Here is a 20007-nt window from a genome sequence, read left to right as displayed (position 1 = left end):
CAGGTATATCTTTTGCTGCCAATGACAAGCGTTCTTGAACTTGCTGTCGAGCCCAATAGAGATCAGTATCTTCTTCAAATACTATGGTCACAATGGAAAGCCCAAAACGAGAAAAAGATCGCATATCATTTATGCCAGGTATGCTTACCATTGTTTGTTCAACGGGAAATGTAACAAGTTGCTCCACTTCTTGTGCTGCAAGGGTAGGGGAAACTGTTATAACCATTACCTGATTATCCGTAATATCCGGTACGGCATCTATGGGTAATTGTGTTAAGGAATAGGTTCCCCAACCAATTAAGAATAAGGTTAATATTCCGACAACAAGTTTATTGTTGATCGAAAACTGAATGATTTTATCTAACATTATAGTAGAAGAATTTTAAGATGGAAAACGAAAATGGAAAACATCAAGAGCTGACCTTATAGGCCCTTGAAAAAAAGGCATATAGTTTTAATGCTAAAGATGAATTAGGGAAATAGTTATAACAAAGAATTATGTCATAACTAAATAGGGATATAAATATCATCAAGTTCAGTTGAAGCTTGAATAGTATATATCACCTTAAGAAATTAACAAGACGGAGGTCCCCGAAGGGTATGGGAAGGTAATACTGAAAAATATGGAATTATAGGATAATCCCGAAAACGTTGCTTTTCAAAATTCGCGAACCAAATTTCTTGATTGTCAATGTGAACATTTAAAGGCGAGTTTTGAAAAATTTTAATTTTTACATCTAGATTTTTAACGGTGCCCGTTACATACTTTAAACTTCTTTCATTCAAGGAATGCTGAAAGTGCTCAAAAATATGGCCAAGCTCTAGATGTTCTTGAGCAATTTGTTGTGGACCTATTTCAGAAGCATTAGAAACGTACTCAGCATCAATATGAGGTACGATGTCGTGACCTATCATAATGAAGGCTGCTGCAAAAAAAAGTATATTTCTAAATAGCTTCAAGGCGTTGTTTACTAAGGTTGCGAATTTATGATATTTTTTTCCACTTTTAGCAAATACAGAGTGTAAAAATTCAACCTAAAAAAAATCCCCCCTGCTCTTCTAATACAGGGGGATTCCAAATTGATGTATTGGGATATTTAAAGTTCTATACTCAAATAGCCTTTCTTCTGAAGTTGAAAATCGTGTAATATACCATTGTCCACAACTTCAAGTTCCTCAGGGATATTTTCTTTATTGACTTTGAACTTTTTTAAAGAAAAGCCGCACACCACAATTTTCACGTGGGCTTTTTTAGCTTTTTCAATAAAGCTTTTCATCATTTCCTTATCAGTGAGGTCTTCAACAGTTTTTCCACAGATAATGACCTGAAAATCACCAAAACTCTCTCCGTCTTCTTTCGCCAAAGCCTCCGCCGTTAAAATAATGGGCTGAAGTTGGGGAATCTTTTTTGTAAGTACCACATAATTATGTGCGTGGTGGTCTTGTTTAGAGGTTTGTGCATTTAGAGTATTTGTTAATGTTAGTGCTAGGATAGTTAAACCTAAAATTAGCTTTTTCATAGTTCTTGTTTTTGAAACGTTTGAATATCATTTAATATAAAAAATAGGAGGCCTCCCAAGATTGCAATGTTTTTAAAAAGAGGGCCTAAAGTATGAATCTGTCCAACCTGCACGGTTAAGGTTATTGGGATAATAACTGCTGCCAGAGCGATTGCTGCCCATCGGGTTTTATAACCAATTAGGAGACAAAAGCCTGCGATCATCATTATCACTCCAGATATAATAACCAGGTACTCCGGGTTACCAAAGAAATAGGCAATTCCTTTGAATCTCGCCTGGTCAATCCGCGTTAGTGTCTTTTCCAGGTTTAAAATATGGTTAAAACTCGCTACTAAAAAAATTCCGCTGAGTAAAATGCGAAATAGCTGTACCGATCTATAGGATACAGAGATTTTTGCTTTCATTAAATTCAATAAGTTATCGTTAATAATTTGGTCTGGAAATAACATACAGATCCAAAACCAGTTTTGAATTATATTGCTATTGAATATTTAGGAGGAGGATATAATTTTCTGGGATGGATACTAATAACCAGATGTTTTCGATATAAAAATCGCTTATAATCGGAAGGGAAGACTGTAGGGATTTCTTTTTCGGTAACCAACTGATAATTATTGGAACAGGTCCTGGCCAGTTTCAGTATTTGCACCGGAGAAGGAGTTTTCAAATGGTCGCCCGTTTCCTCAATATCATTAATTTTCTTTTCACAGAAAGGATTTATAAGGACTACTTGATTAGCATCCAGTACCACACTGAGAATATCAGTATCCACAGTGATTAGTTTTCCTAAAAAAACCATCACGAGAAATATCGCTATGTATTGCTTTCCCAGCATAGAATTTTTCAAATATATAATTTTTCATTTCTACTCCATGTAACCTTTGTTACATAAGGATAATGCATTGGATTTGTGTAACAATAGTTACTGAAGGTCTCTTCCTATAGCCGTATATTTATGGAAATAATCATAAACATAAAAAAGAAGAGTTATGAAATATTATTTTAATAAAACGATCACTGGAGAATTTGAGGAAGTAATTAAAAAAGTTACTGATGAACTGGAAAAAGAAGGCTTTGGGATTTTAACAGAAATTGATGTGACGGCAACCTTAAAAAAGAAACTAGATATCGATTTTAAGAAATATCAAATTTTGGGCGCCTGCAACGCTCCTTATGCGCATAAAGCTTTAAAAGCGGAAGATAAAATAGGAACCATGTTACCGTGTAATGTAATTGTTCAGGAATTGGAAAATGGGAAAATTGAAGTTGCCGCGGTAAATCCTATGGCATCCATGCAGGCTGTGCAAAACAAAAATTTAGAAGAGATCGCCACAGAAATTGGAGATAAGTTAGAAAAAGTGATAAGCCAGATCTAAACTTTTAATTATTGGAAAATGAAAAGAGAAAATCAGGCCAAAAAAGAAATCAAGAACCAGGATTATACTGAAAGTCGTAGAACAACCTATTGTATTAGCCAGCGATATGGCTCCCAACCTTTTTCTGAAATTTTGAATAATATAAAAGGAGCATTGAAAAAAAGGAATTTTGATATACTTCTGGAATTGAACTTGGATGAATATTTAAAGGAGGATGTTAAGACTATGTCCCCGCATGTTATTCTATCAACTTGTAATACTGAAACCGCTGCCAACGTACTCTCTGCCGATATTCAAAGTGGTATTTTTTTGCCCTGCTCCATAACAGTAAAAGAAGTAGATCAGGGTATCATTGAAGTTTCTATTGAGGATGCCACAGTTACCTGGGCTGCAACAAAAAACAAGGAATTAGCTGAAATAGCAGTAAACATAACAAAAACCCTAAAGGAGATTCTATCAGAAATTGATCAGCAGCAGATGCAATTGTAAAGTACATTTAGATATGGTTATTAAAAAAAATGATAGAAGAAATTTTATAAAACTGGGATGTGCTGGAGCATCTATGCTTATCGCCTGGCCATTATTTCAGTCCTGTGCTAATGAGAAAAACAATAGCGACCCATTAAAAATGAATCCTAATTTTCAACCCGATCTGGATATTAAACTCATTGCTAGGGAAATTGAAATCGGTCTGTTTGAAGGGGAAAAAACACAATGCTGGGCTTTTGGGAGCGAATTGATAAAGGGGAACCCTGACAGCCTTCGGCAAATTCCTAATAGTTATCTGGGGCCCATAATAAAAGTGCGCAAAGGTCAAAAAATACGGGTACGTTTTAAAAATGAACTGCCCCAGAAAAGTATTGTGCATTGGCATGGCATGCATGTACCAGAAGAATATGATGGACATCCAAAAAATATTATCTCGGAGGGTCAAACGTATGTTTACGAATACGAAGTAATGAACCGAGCAGGAACCTACTGGTTTCATCCCCATCCACATGGAAAAACCGGCGAGCAGGTTTACAATGGACTTGCTGGCATGTTGCTGGTATCAGATGGAGAAGAAGAGAATTTAGGTCTTCCCAAGGATGAATTTGATCTACCGGTGGTCATTCAGGACCGTAGTATTGATACCGATAATCAATTGGTTTATCTTGACGGGGGAAGAATGGACAGCATGATGGGGTTTTTGGGTGATAGAATCTTTGTGAACGGTAGGCCGGAACAAGAATTATCCCTAAAAGCAGGATGCAATTACAGGCTAAGGATTCTAAATGGTTCGAATTCGCGAATTTACAAACTTGCCTGGCATAACGGAGAACCCCTAAAAGTAATAGGTATTGATGGCAGTATCCTGGAACGAACCAAAACAATGCCTTATGTAATACTGGCTCCCGCAAAAAGAATAGATATATGGCTGGATTTAAAAAATAAAAAGCAAGGAGAGGAACTTGAATTAAAAAGCCTGGAATTTGAAAGCGGGATGATGGGAGGAATGATGAATGGCGGAATGATGGGTGGAAGCAATAGTCATCTGCCATTAGGGTCTGAATACAGTCTTTTTAAAATTAAATTGAACAAGAGTGGATCGAATGAGTATTTACTCCCTGAAAAACTTATTCCCTACAATAAATTGGATCCAACAACTGCAATTAATCAAAATAATCCCAGGGAATTTAATTTCTTTATGCAGGGGATGCAATGGACCATAAACGGCAGGACGTGGGAAACGACGGATGTAGCTGAAGAGGAAATAGTAAAAATAAATACCACCGAAATATGGCAGCTTTCCAATAGAGGAGGAAAAATGATGGGTGGTGGCGGTATGATGGGTAATGGTGGAATGATGGGACGTGGAAATAAGGGTGGCGGAATGGGTAATATGATGCAGATGCCCCACCCCATTCATATACATCAGGTACAATTCAATATTTTGGAACGTGATACTTCCGAAATGGATATCAATGTATGGAATTCTATTAGGGAAGGTATTATTGACGAAGGCTGGCAGGATACAGTACTATTAATGCCTGGTATGAAAATTAAAATTATCATGCGTTTTTCAGATTTTAAAGGCCTCTTCGTTTATCATTGTCATAATCTTGAACATGAGGATATGGGAATGATGAGAAACTATAAAATTGAATAGAATAGAAGAAATTATTATTTATAATGAAGACTTTTTCAATAGGTTAAAAAATTGAGAAGATCATAAGACTAATTTTAAACTAAATACATAATAAAATGAGAACAATTTTAAAAACCTTAATGGTTATCGGTATAATGGGTGCAGTTGTTAGTTGTAAATCAACTTTTAATGCCTCTGAGACCATGGAACTTCAAAACAATCGAGCGGCTGTATATCAGGAAATAATTTCAAATCCAGATCAATTCAGAGAATTTATAGACCTGGCGCAGCAAGATGAAGGTGCTAGGAAAATAATGATGCAAAACCATATGCAAATGATGGAATCAGGAAAAATGAAAGGGATGATGGAAAATAATCCCGAGATGAAGGAGAAAATGAAATCTCATATGCAAAAAATGATGGAAGAAAATCCTGAGATGAAAGAAAAAATGCAATCCATGATGATTGAAAAAATGTTGAAAACTCCTGAAAGCAGAAAAATGCTCATGGACAAAATGCATGAAAACCAGGAAATGCAAAAAGAAATGAAAGAAAAGATGATGCAAAGAATGAAAGAGAATCCAGAAATGATGGATGCGATGATGGACAAAATGATGGATAATCCGGAAATGAAAGAGAAAATTATGTCCAAGATGAAAGAGAAAAAATCCAATTCAGAAAATCATAAACACGAATAATCATGATGATGTGGTGGTGGATTATAGGTTTTGGCCTTCTTGTTGTTCTGGTAATGCTCTTTTATACTGTTAAAAATAAAAACAGACCATTGGAGAAAAATGATGAGAGGCCCATACATATATTAAAAGAAAGATATGCTAAAGGTGAAATAACCAAAGAGGAATTTGAAAATCAAAAAGAAACTCTTCTTGATAAAAAATAAATAGGTACGCTTTACAGCTTAGAATAATTTTAGAAAACAGAAGGGGTTAGATTTTTTTTTAAATCTGACCCTTTTTAAAAATTATAGTTCAAGATTAAATCCACATGAAATAAATCGGTTTTATTTAAATAAAAATTGGGGTTGTTGGGAAAATCCCCATTTGCGAATTTGGTCACAAACAAGAGCTCCGGTTTAAGGTTTTTCAATTTCTTAAAGGAGAAAAATAAATCAAGATTTATATGGGTATAATCTGGCACCGCATATTTATTGGATTTGGGATCTAAAACTGAAGGTTTCCATTGATGACCTATACTAAGAACTGTGTTAATTTTTGATTCAGGATCACCTAGGGTAAATGTATCATCATAATACATTATTAAAGCATGGTTATCTGCGGATCCTTCACTACGCTCCCTCTTTTGGAAACTGAATAAGAATTCCCTTCCCCATTCACGCGGAAAAATAAACTGCCCATGCGGAAGGATCCTATCATACCCTAACGAAATAGAGGAATTATCGTTCCAATTATATTTTACTTTCACACCCAAAATATCTGCGGAATTCGCTTTAAAATAACGCAAAGAATCTATCGAATTTCCCCCTTCCCCAATTTTATTTTGATGCAGCCATTCCATTTCCAGGTTAACTTTTTCGGTGATATTTATTTTCGGTTTCAGATAAAAGGAATTGGAGACATTATCTATAAAATAATTCCAGGTTTCAATGCTTGAATTCTCTGTGATTTTAAAGTTCGCATTTGCAATAAAAAGAAAATCCGAATCTGTATTATTTGCATATTGGGCAGGATCGCCGATCCAGTCCCTGCCAACCGCATAAGTGCCGATACTTTCTCCAATCCCATAAAACTCTCCTGTAGATCTGGGTGCTGCCGCATTAAATATACCTGCCTGAAAATGTGTGTTTTTATTAGGTTCATATTGGTAACGTAAGCCTTGAAAAAGACTTGGGATCATCCTTCCATCTTCCGGATTTACCAAAGGTGATTTAATTTTCATTCTCCCAAAGCTGAATTCGTGTTGCTGAAATTTATAATTAGCATAGAGTTCGCCAATTAAAAATATAGCCTTGTTTTCTAAATTTAGGCGGTCAAAAAGGCCTTCCTCATACCTACTTAATTTTCCCGTTTGCATATCAGGAACTGTTAAATCCTGTATTCCAAGATTGGTAGAATTATAAACCGCAATCCCAAACTCTAAGTTTTCATTCGGGATATATTGATATTTTAGCTTCCCTCCTAGTGCTAATGCTGTAAAATCCTTTAAAGATCCTTTATTAAAAGTATTCATATAGTAGGCACGCAACTGGCCGGAAAGAATGCTACGCTTTTTTTCTTCTATTATTTCTTGAGAAATTAAAGCAGAGGGAGTTAATAAAACCAGTAATATTAGAGAAGAATAGTATTTTATCATTTATTTTTTGTTAGGCCGTACTCCTGTTGGTAGTATTCCATAATGGGTGGAAATGGGCCATATTTATGTTGGGTTTCAGAGAAATTATCTGCCCATGGTCCGTATGGGGTTGAAACCGGTTTCAATTTTAAGTCCGGGTAATCTTTTTCTAAATTACTTTTCTGAGGACGATCAAAGCTATTGATATAGCCGGCTAAGTGGTAAGCCTCTTCATCACTCAATTTAGGATTATCCCAGGTGGCCTGGCCAAAAGGCATATTTCCTTTAATAAATTGAGCTGCAGTAATGACCCGGTGCATTCCTGCACCATTATTATAACTGTCTTGGCCCCAAAGCGGAGGATATTGATATCCTTTAGTGGGATCTGCGAATCGCTGACCCTGTCCGTTTTCTCCATGGCAAACCGCACACTCTTTAGTAAAAAGTGCTTTACCTTTTTCGTGGTCAACTGCAACATCAGGAATATTGATTTTAGGGAAACCCTTAAATTCTTTCTCCCTTTCCTCGGGTAAACCTTCACCCAGCCACTCCATATAAGCCACGATAGATTTCATTTCCCGGGATTCTATGGGAAGTTTATCCCCATCCATACTTCGTTGCATACAACCGTTTATCCTGTCTTCAATAGTTCCTTCTTTATTTGATCTTCCCCGGAATTGTGGAAAGCGATTTGTAACACCTACCCAGGAAGCTGAACCCGGTTGGGTGCCCGCTTGCAAATGGCAATTCATACAAGCAAGGTTGTTTCCGGCATAACGCATATCGGCATCTTCGGCCATAGGCCCCATATATTTTGAGGATTCTGCAATTAGCTGATATCCATACTTTACTTCTGCAGGTATAAAACCAGAGGCTAACTCTGCTTCAATATCTTTGGGTTGCCAGTTTTTTTCAGAAATTTCATTTTTTCTAAATAAGGAAGGATTCGTATCAAATAGAAAGATACCGGTGAACAGTATAACGATAAGAGCAATTAAGGAAATGAAGAAATAAGCAATTGATTTTATCAGAGACCTAAATTCTTTCATAGGGTAAATTAAAAAGTATTAGATATATATAGTTTACAGGATATTCATGAATAATTTTCAAACCTAAAGCATACATTTAAATTACTATGTAACAAATGTTACAAGAGGTTAGGCAAAGAGACCCTATTTTCGAATATTTTAAATATTTTTTCAAAATGAATATGAGGTCACCACTTAAATTATCAGTTTTCGGTATAATGTCTTTTATAACGTTGCTCACCGGGTGTAAAGCAACCAAAAACACATCAACAATGAATTCTGAAAATACGGATAAAATTAAAAGAGTTTCGGTATTGCACACCAATGATATGCATGGCTCTTATATGCCTTTTCAAACTACTTTAGATAATGCCACCGCTCAAACCGGAGATTCTATTGATAATCTAATGAGGTTTGAAAAAGAGGCTAAAATAGGTGGAATTGCTCGGATAGCAACCGTGGTAAATTCAATTAGAAAAGAAAAAGGCAATGATCATGTCATCCTGTTTGATGGCGGGGATACTTTTAGTGATGACCAATTGGGGAACCTAACTAAAGGTGAAGCGATGGTTCGTATGATGAACGAGTTAAATTATGCTTTGATGGTACTGGGAAATCATGATTTTGATTATAGCCTGGAAAGGACCCGTGAACTTGACCAAATAGCTAATTTTCCCATGCGTGCAGCCAACATAACAGATCAGAAGACAGGGAACCCAATATTTAAAGATCCTTACCTAGTATTGGAAAGAGGAGATTTAAAAATTGGTGTGCTACCCATAGGATATAGGAATACCCCTTTAACCGGAAACTCAAAAAATATCGAAGGCCTGCAATTTATTAAGGGTATAGAAGCAGTTCAAAAATATCTTCCTGAATTGAAAGATAAAACCGATATCATTATTTTGCTTTCTCATGAAGGTATGGCTGTAGATAAAATTATTGCTGAAAAAATAAATGGGATAGATTTAATCATTGGGGCCCACAGCCATGATGTGATTGAACCGCCTATTAAAATAAACCATACTTATGTCGTACAGGCTTTATCTGATGCCGCAGTATTGGGTGAAACGGAACTGCTAATTACCAATAAAAAACTGTCTGGTATCAATACCAAATATCATTATTTATGGCATGATACTTATACAGCAGATGAAGAACTGGAAAAACTAGTGAAAGAACTGCGTAAACCATATATATCGCAACTCGAAGAAAAAATCACCAAAACCGATACGGTAATTGGAAGACAATACAAATCTGAAAGCCCTTTTGATAAAGTAGTGACTACATTGATGAGGAACAATTTCAAAACTGATGTGGCTTTTCTACCCGGGGTGGGTTATGGAATTTCCTTGAATGAAAATATTACCAGTGAGGATATCTACAAATTGCTCCCCCATCCCGCCAAGGTTGTCACCCTGGAAATGACCGGAGAGCAAATAAGAAAAACATTAGAGCAAACGGCTACAAATTTAAAGCCGGAAAATAAAATGGATATTGTAGGAGGCCTAATCCAGTCTTCGGGCATTCATTATCATTTAGATCTTTCAAAACCGATTGGAAAAAGGGTATCGGATGTTAAAATTAAAAATAGTGCTATCGTAGATAACGAGGTATATAAAGTGGCCACACATTCCGGTATGTTAAACGGGATCCATAATTATGTAGAATTTGCAAAAGGCACTAATATTAAAAAGACCGATATTGTGCTTACTGAATTTATATTAGATACATTCCGGAAAATGGCTAAACTTGATTTTCCTGAAAATATGGGAGAAGTTAGGGTGAATAAATAATTACTTTTTAAAAAAGTTTCATATGAAAAGCACTATAAGTTTTATTATAATATTAATAAGCAGTTTACAAATGACAGCACAAGAATGGCAAACTCCTGCTATAGAAGGCTATGGAAAGATCAAATATTATGAAGATGCAGCCGAATTACCCGACACTTCCCTAACCTATAAAATGATTTTTAATATTGATAGTGAAAAGGAGAAAGAGGGTGTTAATGTGGGGTTATGGAAAATTGCCCGTACCCTTAATTTGTTGAAAGCAGGAAGCGTAGCTAATGAAAAGATAGATATTGTTGCGGTTTTACATGGAGAGGCAACTTATGCAGTACTTACTAATGAAAAGTATCACGAGCGGTTTAAAACCCAAAACCCGAACATAGAATTATTGAAGCTATTAAATGAAAATGGGATAACAATTTTCGTTTGCGGACAAGCTACAGCCTCCCGGGACATTGAGAAAGAAGATATAAATGAATATGTTCAACGGGCCCTTTCGGCTTTAACGGTATTACCAAATTATCAGTTAAAAGGTTATACCCTGATTCCTTAGTTTTAGGAATCTTTACGGTGTATAAATTGAGTTTCTTCTAAAAACGCTCATTCAAACCAACCTATAACTTCCTATTTTGCTAGGTGTAAAAACTGGATTTTTCTTTAAATAATCCTTCATAGCTGCTACGGCCTTTTGCTCCTGTCTTTTTCTATTTTTACCATACTTACCAGCAACACCTTGCGTTGTAACAAACCCCACTTTGTAGGTTTTTTCAAAATGAATGTGTTCGCTTTTAAAATATATTTCCTGAATGCGATGCCCTTTAGGATTTTCAATGCGAAAATTCACTTGTAATCCTAAACAACGTTTTACATATCCCCCCATTTGGCCTAAGGGATTACAACAAAAGGTACGCTCCAGATTTTCTTCCAGCATTTCCTTAATTTCTGCTCCTGTAAGCTCTACTGTGGAAACAGGAGGATTCATTGGGACGATATTATATAAATCATTCTCAGTAATATTTCCCTTTGGAATGGGTGAACCGTAGCGCCAGCCGTTTGAAAAGGCAATTTCCGTTTTTGTACTATGGGCAATTGCACTAAGTAATAATTCGTCCAAGGTGGAATTTATGGTGTTGTAACGATGTAAAATCTCGGTCGTAATGCCTAAAGTAACGGTCCTCATCTGGTGATATGGTTTTAAAATGTTTTGAACCATAGCATCCACTTCAGTATTTTTTGGTAATGTAGCATCCATTTTAACAAGTTCGTAATCGTAACCTTTAATCTTTTTATCTTCTACTTCAAGGGTGAAGTTACCCACAAATGCGCCGTGGCAACCGCATTGTACTACACGTGTACCATTGATCTCAATGGATTTATAAATTCTATTATGAGTATGGGCACTCAGGCAAATATCAATACCTTCCACCTTTTTCAAGAGTTCAACATCCTGTGGAAATCCATTATGGGAAAGCAAGATTATTATATCAGACCCCTTAGCTTTTAGATTTTTTATATGTTGTGGTATCTCATCCAAACCGGATGTAAACTTTAGGCCTTTACTCATCTTTTCGGGCATCACTTTATCTACAATCATTGCACAAATCCCTATCACTCCAATTTTAAGACCTGCCTTTTCATACATAGCAGTGGGCTGTAAAAAATTTGATCCATCTTCTGAATATACGTTACAGCCCAATACGGGAAAATCCAATTGCCTATCTAAATCTTTTAATCGATCAGGACCATAAGCAAAGTCCCAATGCCCTACAAGTGCATCAAGTTTTAAAGCATTTAAAATGGGTACGACGGCTTTGCCGTCAGAATCTACCAGGGGTTTGGTGCCGTGCAGGGTATCTCCCCCATCAAAGAACAACGTATTGGGGTTTGCTTTACGAATTTCCTCCACGTACCCGGCAATATATGCATAGCCACCAGCAGTTTCCACCACTTGTCCTGTTTCATTATAAAATAATTCGGGATGTGGGGCGATGTAACCATGTACATCGTTTATAAATAAAATATTTAATTTCATAATATCTACATTTGAGGTGTATAGTGTGTATCCCAAAAAATTTAAGTAATCAGTATACTCGCTATACTGTATTTTTATTCCTTTTTTTTCTGAATTATCCCGGTAGAAGCCATATTATTTCCTTGTCTTGCATCGAATTCCTTTAAACCATTGTCTAAAAATTCAACAAAATTTTCAACATTTAGATCATAACCTTTTGGTGCACTCAATAAAGAGCCCTTAGTGTCAACCAAGGTATAATAAGGTTGCGCATTGGCATTCAGCTTTTGGATCATAAAGTCCAAATTCTGTTTACCTATTGTCTTTTTAACTTTTTGATCATGGCGTGAAACATACCATTCAGATTCCGGTAATTCTGTTTTTTCATCTACATATAATGCCACTACCACATAATCATTTTTTAGACGTTTCAAAACCTTGGGATCACTCCACACTGTGGCTTCCATTTCACGGCAATTAACACAGCCATGTCCCGTAAAGTCAATAAATAAAGGTTTATTTTGTTTTTGGGCACATTCCAAGGCCTGGTCGTAATCAAAATATCCCTGGATATTGTGAGGTAATTTCAAAAGATTATCATATTTCGGAATTCCACAATTTGTGATATTGCTATCGTCTTTATTCTCTAAGCCCGGAATTGAAGCCTGCATGCTAAAATTTTGGCTGCTCATTGGTGGTAAATAGCCTGCGAGAGGTTTTAATGGTGCCCCGAATAATCCGGGGATCAAATAAACCACAAAGCTAAAAATTAATATAGCAGCAACCACCCTATATACAGACGTGGTTTCAGTTTTCTTTTCATGTGGAAATTGAATTTTACCCAATAAGTAGAATCCTAAAAACGCAAAAATTACAATCCAAAGAGCCAAATAAATATCACGATCTAGAAATTCCCAGTGGTAAACCTGATCTACTATACTTAAAAATTTAAGAGCCAATGCCAGTTCTACAAAACCTAGCACCACTTTAACGGTATTAAGCCAGCTTCCGCTTTTTGGCAAAGATTTTAACCACTGCGGAAAGATGGCTAATAATGTAAAGGGAAGTGCAAAAGCTAATGAGAAGCCCAACATTCCCACTAATGGTTTTATCGTCTCTCCGTTAGCAGCTTGTAATAGAATTGTGCCGGCAATAGGACCGGTACAACTAAAACCAACCAATACCAACGTAAAGGCCATAAAGAATATTCCTAAGATCCCACCTTTGTTGGATTGAGCATCTATTCTATTTACAAAAGAGTTTGGTAATCGAATTTCAAATAAACCAAAAAAAGATAATGCAAATAACAGGAAAACGGCAAAGAAGAATAAATTAGGTAGCCAATGGGTGCTGAGAAAATTAGCAAAGTCGGCTCCAAAAAACAAAGAGAACACTGTTCCGATTAATGTATAAATTAAAATAATCGAAAAACCATATAGTAAGGCCTGGCTTATTCCATTGACCCGGCTACCATTTGATTTTGTGAAATACGTTACCGTCATGGGAATCATTGGAAAAACACAGGGAGTGAGTAGCGCTGCCATTCCTGCACCAAAAGAGAGGAGAAAAAAGGTAAGAAGGAAAGCCCCGCCTTCCTCCTTCTCTTCAACTTTAAACTCATTTTTAAAAGATTTTAAATCTTTGGTGGGTGCACCACCAGCATCTTTACCTGCATTTGTACTTTGGCCTCCCAGAGATCCTTCATTGTTCTTCCAAAACACATCTGTTTCAAAAGGAATACACTGTCCAGTTACATCGGAACAGATTTGATAAGTTGCTACGGCTTCAACTACCGCTTCAGTTTTTATAAGCTTTATACGCTGTTGAAATTCAGCTGTACCCGTAAAATAGGTGTACTTACCTCCCCATAATTCATCATATTTCTCTTTGGAACCAACTGGAATGAGATCACCCATGACTTCATAACCTTCATTTTTACCAAAATTAATTTCAGTAATCATAGGTCCCAGGTCGGGATCAAAGTCACTGGAATATAAATACCAGTCTATAGGTATGTCTGCTTTAAAACTAATTACTATGGTATCTCCCGGCACTGGATTTTCTTTATCTGCAGAAATTTGCCAATTGGGTGGATCCATCACTTGTCCATAGCCTGATAGGGACGTGATAAAAACGATCAGGTAGAGCGTTAAGGATTTAATAAATCTCATAAGGGAATTGAATTTTAAAGAATTAGAAAAAATCTCCCGAGGGAGAGGTGAAGAGGAAACCCCGAGGCTAAGCCGTCGGGGAATTTTATAGATTGACCTTCAGCTTAATTAAGATCGTCCAGAAATTCTTTGAATTCTTCACTATCATAATCTCCCATTCCCTGATGGGTTAAAGCCAGGTTCCCATCTGCATCTATGACGTAAGTAGTCGGGATTGCCTGAGAAGTATACATTGGAGGCAGGTTCCCGGCTAATTTATATACTTCAAAATCATAGCCTTTTCTTTTATTAAAATCTATGGCTTTTTGAAAATCATTATCTAATGAAAGCATAATAAAGGCAACTTCCCCACCTTTTATATCATTGTACATATTATTGATACCAGGCATTTCTGCCACGCAAGGGGGACACCAGGTCGCCCACATATTAAAGAAAATGACTTTCCCCCTAAATTCTTCCATTTCTACACGTTCACCCTTAGAATTGATAAGGCTCATATTAAAATCGGCTTTTGGTCTTTTCGATTGCTCCATAGATGTTGCTTTGGTCTCTACATCTGGATCCATTAACCCGGTTTTAAGAATCCCCCTTTGTACAAAACCAAAAACTTCTGTATGTAAACCGGTTAGAAACAAGGTGAGTATAAGCGTTCCTGTAATACCATATTCGAGAAGATTTTTCTTTACTTTTTTATTCATCACTAAATTTTTAAATGCAATAACCCGATATGTTTAAAATATTTTAAACACATTCCAGAAGGTCTATTGCCTGATTATATAATTAGATTAGAAGCTGATTATTCCAGCTTCATAAATAAGAATTTGTAGTTCAGTTAAATGAACCTTTTAAAAAATCAGGATAATTTAGGAGGGGGAACAAATTTGTAGGTAAATGCCTTAGTTTCTGCAAAGATTTGTTTGAAATTACTTTTAAAATTCAGCGGAAGAACCTTTTTTTCATCTGGCTGTTTTTCCAGTTGAAAAACCGAATTACAAAATGAATGAAAGGTAATTTGAATACCCTCATGAGCCTGGTTGAATTTAACCTCTCCAGACTTTTTATGAGAAGATAAATCACATTTTTTCTTTACGTAACTAACTTGGTCGGAATTTACGACTTCCCCAAGGATGTTGGAATCCAAGGCAATTAACTTGCCGAACATTATAAGGGCAAGAATTATAGCTATGTATGATCGTAAATTCATGAAACTCAAAAGTAATGAAAGAAATTATCTCACAAAGTAACATTTGTTACACGACTCTGGGCCAAGCCTGAATTATACGTTAATATTCATTTGAATACCTATAGGGCATCTTTTCCAAAACTCCTCTTTAGGTTTAGACCATAATATATTCATTGGAGGCTATCAGCACATGTAACCTAGCTACATACAATTTTAGGACTTTACTATTCTCAAAATTACTGGCATAAACAAGTGGTTTTACCAGACGAGAGGATAGATATATTTTGTACGAGTTTGTAAAATAATTACAAGAATATTATAACCTGAATTTTATCGTTTCAATATTCGAAATGGATTAACTTTTAAAGTTGTGTACTTAATTCCTGCTTAGTTTAAAAGTTTCTAAAACCTGACTTTGGTCATATTTTACAAGACACCCTATCCTTTTCTTTGTCTAAAATAAACCACAGGTTCATTTCAATTTTATTTATCAACATTGTTTAATGTTTTATAAACTAATAAACAATAAAACTATGCTTAATAAAAAGATTTTTGAATTACAGGCAGATGTATGTAAAGCCCTGGCACATCCCATAAGAATGGAAATCATCCATTTATTAAGGAAGGAAGAACTCTGTTTCGCTAAAATTCTGGAAGCTACCGGGTGCTTGAAATCCAATCTTTCGCAACACCTGAAAATAATGACCAAAAAAGGGATTTTAAAGGTTAGAAAGGATGGACAATGTCGGCATTTTTCCCTTTCATCAAAAAAAGTTGCAGAAGCGTGCCAATTAATGCATGAAGTCCTTTTTCAAAACATACAGGAACAACAGGAATTATTAAAAAACTCATAAAAATGAAAACAGTCTTAATATTAGGTGCTGGCATTGGAGGGGTAGATATTGCCCGAAAACTCAGTATACATAGTGGTAATGAAGATAATATCCATCTAATTAAAATTATCGTCTTCGAGAAAGAAGATAAAAGCGTTTTTTCCCCCTCCCTCCCATGGTTAATGGTAGGTAATAGAAAAGCTGATCAAATTTATAAATCAACTAAAAAAATAGAAGCTTCGGGCCTCGAGGTAGTGAACGGGGAAATTGAAAAAGTGGACCCGGAAAATATTTCAGTTACCGTTAAAGGTAAAGCTTACAAAGGGGATTATATGGTGGTTTCCCTGGGGGTGGAACAAAAAGTCAAATATAATCTTGATAAATACGGATTTAATTTTTTTCAGTTGAAGGGTGCAGAGGGATTTCATGAGGGGTTAAAAAAATTTACCGGCGGAAAAATTGCTGTTTTAATTTCCTCGCTCCCCTATAAAAGTCCGGCCGCTCCTTACGAAGCAGCGATGTTAATCGAAGATTATATTTCCAAAAATGGATTAAGGGATAAAACAGAAATTTCAATCTACACCCCTGAAAAACGACCTATGGAGTTTGCAGGGAAGGATTCCTCGAATGAGTTGCTGGCTTTACTGGGGGAAAAGGGAATAAAATATTTTCCTTCCCATCAAATTACTTCGGCTACAACAAATTCCCTGGAGTTTGACAATTCTGACAACCACAATTTTGATTTATTGGCTTTTACACCTGAACATCTGAGCCCGGCTGTTATCAGAAAAAGTGTTTTAGCGGGAAAATCCGGCTGGATTGAGGTCAACGGGCAAACCATGGAAACAGCCTATCCCCATGTTTATGCCATAGGTGATAATGTAGATTTAAGCCTTGAATCTGGAATTCCATTACCAAAACTAGGAATTTTCGCTCGCAGCCAGGCAAAAATCGTAGCGCATAATATTGGCAGGAATATCAAAAATAAGGAGTCAGACAGGACTTTTAGTGCCGAAGGGGAATATTTCATTGAATCTGGCGAAGGAAAAGCGATGCCCGCAAAAGGCCATTTTGATACTTCTTCAAAAGCAAAAGTAGATTTAAAAATACCCGATCATTGGGGGCATATCTCCAAATGGTGGTCTGAAAAATATTGGTTATTCAAAAATTTCTAGCAATAAAACTTTAAATATGATAGCTAATAAAACTCGATTATTTATCCCTCTTTTCTTATTTGGACTGCTGCTTCAGGCCCAGGAAGTAAAATCTATTTCTAAAGAAGAAGTTCTTTCCGGGGTAAAGGAAAATAACCGGACACTTAAAATATCCGAACAGGAATTCTTTGAGGCCCGGGCAGATTACCGGCAAACCAATGCGGTCTTCCTTCCCAATATAAAGTTGTCCCATACCGGCTTTACCACCAACAATCCGCTGATGGCTTTTGGATCCAAATTAAACCAAGAGGTTATTTCCCAGAGCGATTTTAATCCCGATTTACTGAACAATCCCGACAGGATTGAAAATTTTGCCACCAAAATAGAGGTGCAACAACCCCTGATAAATATGGATGGGATTTACCAGCGAAAAGCGGCAAAAAGTAAAATGGAAGCCAATGAATTTCAAAACCTGCGCACCAGGGAATATATGCTGCTGGAAGTTGAAAAAGCCTATATGCAGTTACAGCTGGCCCACAGGGCCGTAGCCGTTCTGCAAAAGGCAAAAGAGGCCGCCCTCGCCAATAAAAAACTGGCAGATAACAGCTTTAAGCAGGGCTATCTGCAAAAGTCTGATGTACTTGCCGTAGAAGTGCGTGTCACAGAGGTGGACAACCAACTGCAGTATGCCAGGAGCAATGTAAAGAATGCTTCAGATTACCTGGCTTTTTTAATGAATGAGCCCCAAGGGGTTATTCTCCAACCATCAGATTCCCTTCAGTTGGAATCCCTGCCCGCAGGATCCTTTTTAAAGGTTCCTGGGGAGCGGGCTGATATTAAAGCTATGGAAATGGCGGCCGAAGCGCGAAAAAAGATACACCAGGCCGATAATATGGCTTTTTTGCCCCGCCTTAATGCTTTTGGAAGCTACGAACTGTATGATGATGAATTGTTCACCGGCAATGCCAATGGTTATATGGCCGGGATTACCTTAAGCTGGGATATCCTCCAGGGAACCAAACGTTTTGGAAAAGCCGATAAGAGTAAAGCAGAATTTGAAAGAGCACAGCTTGAATATGAACAATATGTATCTAAAAGTCAGCTGGAGCTGAACAAGGCGAAACGTGCCTTAACAGACGCCGAAAACAAACTACAACTTACCGGCCTGGCCCTGGAACAATCTGAAGAATCCCTGCGCATACGAACAAATCGTTTTGAGCAGGGACTGGAAAAAACCACGGACCTGCTAATGGCCGAGACCCAGGCTTCGGAAAAAAAACTGGAATATTTCCAGACGGTGTATGAATACAATTACGCCCTGGCCTACCTGGAATTTTTAATTACGGAGTAAACATTAAATATAGCAATATCCTGACCTGTAGAAATAATAAAGAAACTATGAAATTCAAATTATACACACTCACCCTTTTAACCGCCGGGCTACTTATGGGTTGCGGAGGGGATGAAGTTAAAACTAAAACCGATAATAAGGCCCCTATTAAAGTGAGTCTTAGTTCGCCCAGTGAAGCTAACAGCCCCTTTGTAACCGCAAGCGGAAAGATTGAAGCCGTAAACAACGCGAGTTTGAGTACACGCATGATGGGCTTTATAAATAAAATTCATGTGAATATTGGAGATAAGGTTAAAAAAGGCCAATTATTGGTATCTATAAATAATTCTGATTTACAGGCCCAAATAGCACAGGTAAATGCCAAAATTACCGAGGCTTCTGCCGCCTACAATAGTGCCGAAAAAGATTACGAACGCTTTAAGGCATTATTTGAAGAAAACAGTGCTTCCCAAAAGGAACTGGACGATATTACCGCCAATTACGAAATGGCCAAAGCCAGGTTGGAAGCCGCCAGGCAAATGAAAAACGAAACAGAATCCCAATTTGCCTATGTAAACATTCGGGCTCCATTTAGCGGTGTAATTACCAATAAATTTGTAGAAGAAGGAACCATGGCCAACCCTGGCATGCCCCTACTGGCTCTGGAAGCTCCCGGAGCTTTTGAAGTAAGGACAACAGTTCCCGAATCGGAAATTTCTTCTATACAACTGGGAACCCCGGTGAAAGTGCTTGTAAAATCCATAGATAAAACTATCGACGGAAAAGTAAGCGAGGTTGGTATCTCTGCCAAAAATACCGGCGGCCAATATCCCGTAAAAATAAGTTTACTGGAAACCAATGCCGATATACTTTCGGGAATGTACGTGAGCGTGCAGTTTCCCATTGAAAAAACAGAAACCTCCCAGGCAGTATTAGTACCAGAATCGGCCATTATTACCCGGGGGGATTTAAAAGGTATTTACACGGTGAGCAATCAAAATACCGCTATGCTTAGATGGATACGTACCGGGAGAAGTTACGGCGATAAAATTGAAGTATTATCGGGCCTTAAAGCCGAGGAGCATTACATCACAGATGCTGAGGGAAAACTTTATAACGGTGCCGAAATTACCGTGGAGTAAGGTTTTTTTACGTGAGGGACCTGGCCAT

21 protein-coding genes are annotated in these 20007 nt (G+C 37.0%); 11 read left to right on the top strand and 10 right to left on the bottom strand.

What is annotated here, in order from left to right; all coding sequences use genetic code 11:
- The 5 genes from DHD80_RS19225 to DHD80_RS19205 form a co-directional block, all read right to left on the bottom strand.
- Positions 1-367, bottom strand: a 367-nt coding sequence (locus DHD80_RS19225; RefSeq protein ID WP_251743096.1) for an efflux RND transporter permease subunit, incomplete at its 3' end; no start/stop codon positions are given.
- Between the two features lie 206 nt (positions 368-573).
- Positions 574-915, bottom strand: coding sequence for a hypothetical protein (locus tag DHD80_RS19220; RefSeq protein ID WP_251743095.1), 342 nt, complete (start codon positions 913-915; stop codon positions 574-576).
- A gap of 182 nt (positions 916-1097) precedes the next feature.
- Positions 1098-1520: a DsrE family protein gene (locus DHD80_RS19215; RefSeq protein ID WP_251743094.1), complete on the bottom strand. Its 423-nt coding sequence runs from the start codon at positions 1518-1520 to the stop codon at positions 1098-1100.
- The gene (locus DHD80_RS19210) at positions 1517-1924 is read right to left on the bottom strand and encodes a DoxX family membrane protein (protein ID WP_251743093.1); all 408 of its coding nucleotides are present in this window, start codon (positions 1922-1924) and stop codon (positions 1517-1519) included. The genes DHD80_RS19215 and DHD80_RS19210 overlap by 4 nt, the downstream gene beginning before the upstream one ends.
- 68 nt (positions 1925-1992) lie before the next feature.
- A complete protein-coding gene (locus tag DHD80_RS19205; RefSeq protein ID WP_251743092.1) occupies positions 1993-2367 on the bottom strand; it encodes a hypothetical protein in 375 nt (124 codons plus the stop codon).
- Between the two features lie 142 nt (positions 2368-2509).
- On the opposite strand from DHD80_RS19205, the gene DHD80_RS19200 reads away from it, so the two are divergent.
- From DHD80_RS19200 to DHD80_RS19180, 5 genes are all read left to right on the top strand, one after another.
- On the top strand, positions 2510-2896 hold the full coding sequence (locus DHD80_RS19200; RefSeq protein ID WP_251743091.1) for a DUF302 domain-containing protein: 387 nt from the start codon (positions 2510-2512) through the stop codon (positions 2894-2896).
- A gap of 18 nt (positions 2897-2914) precedes the next feature.
- The gene (locus DHD80_RS19195) at positions 2915-3385 is read left to right on the top strand and encodes a DUF302 domain-containing protein (RefSeq protein ID WP_251743090.1); all 471 of its coding nucleotides are present in this window, start codon (positions 2915-2917) and stop codon (positions 3383-3385) included.
- 13 nt (positions 3386-3398) lie between these two features.
- Positions 3399-5045: a multicopper oxidase domain-containing protein gene (locus DHD80_RS19190; protein ID WP_251743089.1), complete on the top strand. Its 1647-nt coding sequence runs from the start codon at positions 3399-3401 to the stop codon at positions 5043-5045.
- Positions 5046-5140: 95 nt separating this feature from the next.
- Positions 5141-5722: a DUF4175 domain-containing protein gene (locus DHD80_RS19185; protein WP_251743088.1), complete on the top strand. Its 582-nt coding sequence runs from the start codon at positions 5141-5143 to the stop codon at positions 5720-5722.
- Between the two features lie 2 nt (positions 5723-5724).
- Positions 5725-5925, top strand: coding sequence for an SHOCT domain-containing protein (locus tag DHD80_RS19180; protein ID WP_251743087.1), 201 nt, complete (start codon positions 5725-5727; stop codon positions 5923-5925).
- Between the two features lie 74 nt (positions 5926-5999).
- On the opposite strand, the gene DHD80_RS19175 is transcribed toward DHD80_RS19180, so the two are convergent.
- Positions 6000-7355 carry an OprD family outer membrane porin gene (locus tag DHD80_RS19175; RefSeq protein ID WP_251743086.1) on the bottom strand — a complete coding sequence of 452 codons (1356 nt, stop codon included), beginning with the start codon at positions 7353-7355 and terminating at the stop codon, positions 6000-6002.
- Positions 7352-8383, bottom strand: a complete 1032-nt coding sequence (locus DHD80_RS19170) for a c-type cytochrome (protein ID WP_251743085.1) — start codon at positions 8381-8383, stop codon at positions 7352-7354. Before DHD80_RS19170 ends, DHD80_RS19175 begins: the two co-directional genes overlap by 4 nt.
- 251 nt (positions 8384-8634) lie before the next feature.
- Between DHD80_RS19170 and DHD80_RS19165 the strand changes: the two genes are divergently transcribed.
- Together DHD80_RS19165 and DHD80_RS19160 are read left to right on the top strand one after the other, a co-directional pair.
- The gene (locus DHD80_RS19165; RefSeq protein ID WP_251743084.1) at positions 8635-10158 is read left to right on the top strand and encodes a bifunctional UDP-sugar hydrolase/5'-nucleotidase; all 1524 of its coding nucleotides are present in this window, start codon (positions 8635-8637) and stop codon (positions 10156-10158) included.
- Between the two features lie 22 nt (positions 10159-10180).
- Positions 10181-10708: a DsrE family protein gene (locus DHD80_RS19160; RefSeq protein WP_251743083.1), complete on the top strand. Its 528-nt coding sequence runs from the start codon at positions 10181-10183 to the stop codon at positions 10706-10708.
- 51 nt (positions 10709-10759) lie between these two features.
- Here DHD80_RS19160 and DHD80_RS19155 read toward each other — a convergent pair whose 3' ends face one another.
- From DHD80_RS19155 to DHD80_RS19145, 3 genes are all read right to left on the bottom strand, one after another.
- Positions 10760-12187 (bottom strand): 5'-nucleotidase C-terminal domain-containing protein, encoded by a 1428-nt coding sequence (locus DHD80_RS19155; RefSeq protein WP_251743082.1) that lies wholly within the window; start codon positions 12185-12187, stop codon positions 10760-10762.
- Between the two features lie 74 nt (positions 12188-12261).
- Positions 12262-14337 carry a thioredoxin family protein gene (locus DHD80_RS19150; RefSeq protein ID WP_251743081.1) on the bottom strand — a complete coding sequence of 692 codons (2076 nt, stop codon included), beginning with the start codon at positions 14335-14337 and terminating at the stop codon, positions 12262-12264.
- 104 nt (positions 14338-14441) lie between these two features.
- A complete protein-coding gene (locus DHD80_RS19145) occupies positions 14442-15035 on the bottom strand; it encodes a TlpA disulfide reductase family protein (RefSeq protein WP_251743080.1) in 594 nt (197 codons plus the stop codon).
- 1018 nt (positions 15036-16053) lie between these two features.
- Between DHD80_RS19145 and DHD80_RS19140 the strand changes: the two genes are divergently transcribed.
- From DHD80_RS19140 to DHD80_RS19125, 4 genes are read left to right on the top strand one after another with little or no spacing between them, the layout of a single operon-like run.
- On the top strand, positions 16054-16374 hold the full coding sequence (locus DHD80_RS19140; protein ID WP_251743079.1) for a metalloregulator ArsR/SmtB family transcription factor: 321 nt from the start codon (positions 16054-16056) through the stop codon (positions 16372-16374).
- A 2-nt stretch (positions 16375-16376) separates the two neighbouring features.
- Positions 16377-17528 (top strand): FAD/NAD(P)-binding oxidoreductase, encoded by a 1152-nt coding sequence (locus tag DHD80_RS19135; protein WP_251743078.1) that lies wholly within the window; start codon positions 16377-16379, stop codon positions 17526-17528.
- Between the two features lie 16 nt (positions 17529-17544).
- Complete coding sequence (locus DHD80_RS19130) at positions 17545-18858, top strand: TolC family protein (protein WP_251743077.1); 1314 nt, start codon at positions 17545-17547, stop codon at positions 18856-18858.
- 47 nt (positions 18859-18905) lie between these two features.
- Positions 18906-19979: an efflux RND transporter periplasmic adaptor subunit gene (locus tag DHD80_RS19125; protein WP_251743076.1), complete on the top strand. Its 1074-nt coding sequence runs from the start codon at positions 18906-18908 to the stop codon at positions 19977-19979.
- Positions 19980-20007 lie beyond the last annotated feature (28 nt).

The organism is Gramella sp. AN32 (genome assembly GCF_023718305.1).
GTDB lineage: Bacteria > Bacteroidota > Bacteroidia > Flavobacteriales > Flavobacteriaceae > Christiangramia > Christiangramia antarctica.
Note: the sequence above shows the minus strand (reverse complement) of the source record. Positions and strands in the feature narration are given on the sequence as shown.

Excerpts from the sequence above, each read along its gene's own strand:
- DHD80_RS19220 (WP_251743095.1), bottom strand. The coding sequence starts at position 915 with ATGATAGGTCACGACATCGTACCTCATATTGATGCTGAGTACGTTTCT.
- DHD80_RS19215 (WP_251743094.1), bottom strand. The coding sequence starts at position 1,520 with ATGAAAAAGCTAATTTTAGGTTTAACTATCCTAGCACTAACATTAACA.
- DHD80_RS19170 (WP_251743085.1), bottom strand. The coding sequence starts at position 8,383 with ATGAAAGAATTTAGGTCTCTGATAAAATCAATTGCTTATTTCTTCATT.
- DHD80_RS19200 (WP_251743091.1), top strand. The coding sequence starts at position 2,510 with ATGAAATATTATTTTAATAAAACGATCACTGGAGAATTTGAGGAAGTA.
- DHD80_RS19175 (WP_251743086.1), bottom strand. The coding sequence starts at position 7,355 with ATGATAAAATACTATTCTTCTCTAATATTACTGGTTTTATTAACTCCC.
- DHD80_RS19195 (WP_251743090.1), top strand. The coding sequence starts at position 2,915 with ATGAAAAGAGAAAATCAGGCCAAAAAAGAAATCAAGAACCAGGATTAT.
- DHD80_RS19130 (WP_251743077.1), top strand. The coding sequence starts at position 17,545 with ATGATAGCTAATAAAACTCGATTATTTATCCCTCTTTTCTTATTTGGA.
- DHD80_RS19150 (WP_251743081.1), bottom strand. The coding sequence starts at position 14,337 with ATGAGATTTATTAAATCCTTAACGCTCTACCTGATCGTTTTTATCACG.
- DHD80_RS19210 (WP_251743093.1), bottom strand. The coding sequence starts at position 1,924 with ATGAAAGCAAAAATCTCTGTATCCTATAGATCGGTACAGCTATTTCGC.
- DHD80_RS19125 (WP_251743076.1), top strand. The coding sequence starts at position 18,906 with ATGAAATTCAAATTATACACACTCACCCTTTTAACCGCCGGGCTACTT.
- DHD80_RS19165 (WP_251743084.1), top strand. The coding sequence starts at position 8,635 with ATGAATTCTGAAAATACGGATAAAATTAAAAGAGTTTCGGTATTGCAC.
- DHD80_RS19145 (WP_251743080.1), bottom strand. The coding sequence starts at position 15,035 with ATGAATAAAAAAGTAAAGAAAAATCTTCTCGAATATGGTATTACAGGA.
- DHD80_RS19185 (WP_251743088.1), top strand. The coding sequence starts at position 5,141 with ATGAGAACAATTTTAAAAACCTTAATGGTTATCGGTATAATGGGTGCA.
- DHD80_RS19190 (WP_251743089.1), top strand. The coding sequence starts at position 3,399 with ATGGTTATTAAAAAAAATGATAGAAGAAATTTTATAAAACTGGGATGT.
- DHD80_RS19155 (WP_251743082.1), bottom strand. The coding sequence starts at position 12,187 with ATGAAATTAAATATTTTATTTATAAACGATGTACATGGTTACATCGCC.
- DHD80_RS19160 (WP_251743083.1), top strand. The coding sequence starts at position 10,181 with ATGAAAAGCACTATAAGTTTTATTATAATATTAATAAGCAGTTTACAA.
- DHD80_RS19180 (WP_251743087.1), top strand. The coding sequence starts at position 5,725 with ATGATGATGTGGTGGTGGATTATAGGTTTTGGCCTTCTTGTTGTTCTG.
- DHD80_RS19135 (WP_251743078.1), top strand. The coding sequence starts at position 16,377 with ATGAAAACAGTCTTAATATTAGGTGCTGGCATTGGAGGGGTAGATATT.
- DHD80_RS19140 (WP_251743079.1), top strand. The coding sequence starts at position 16,054 with ATGCTTAATAAAAAGATTTTTGAATTACAGGCAGATGTATGTAAAGCC.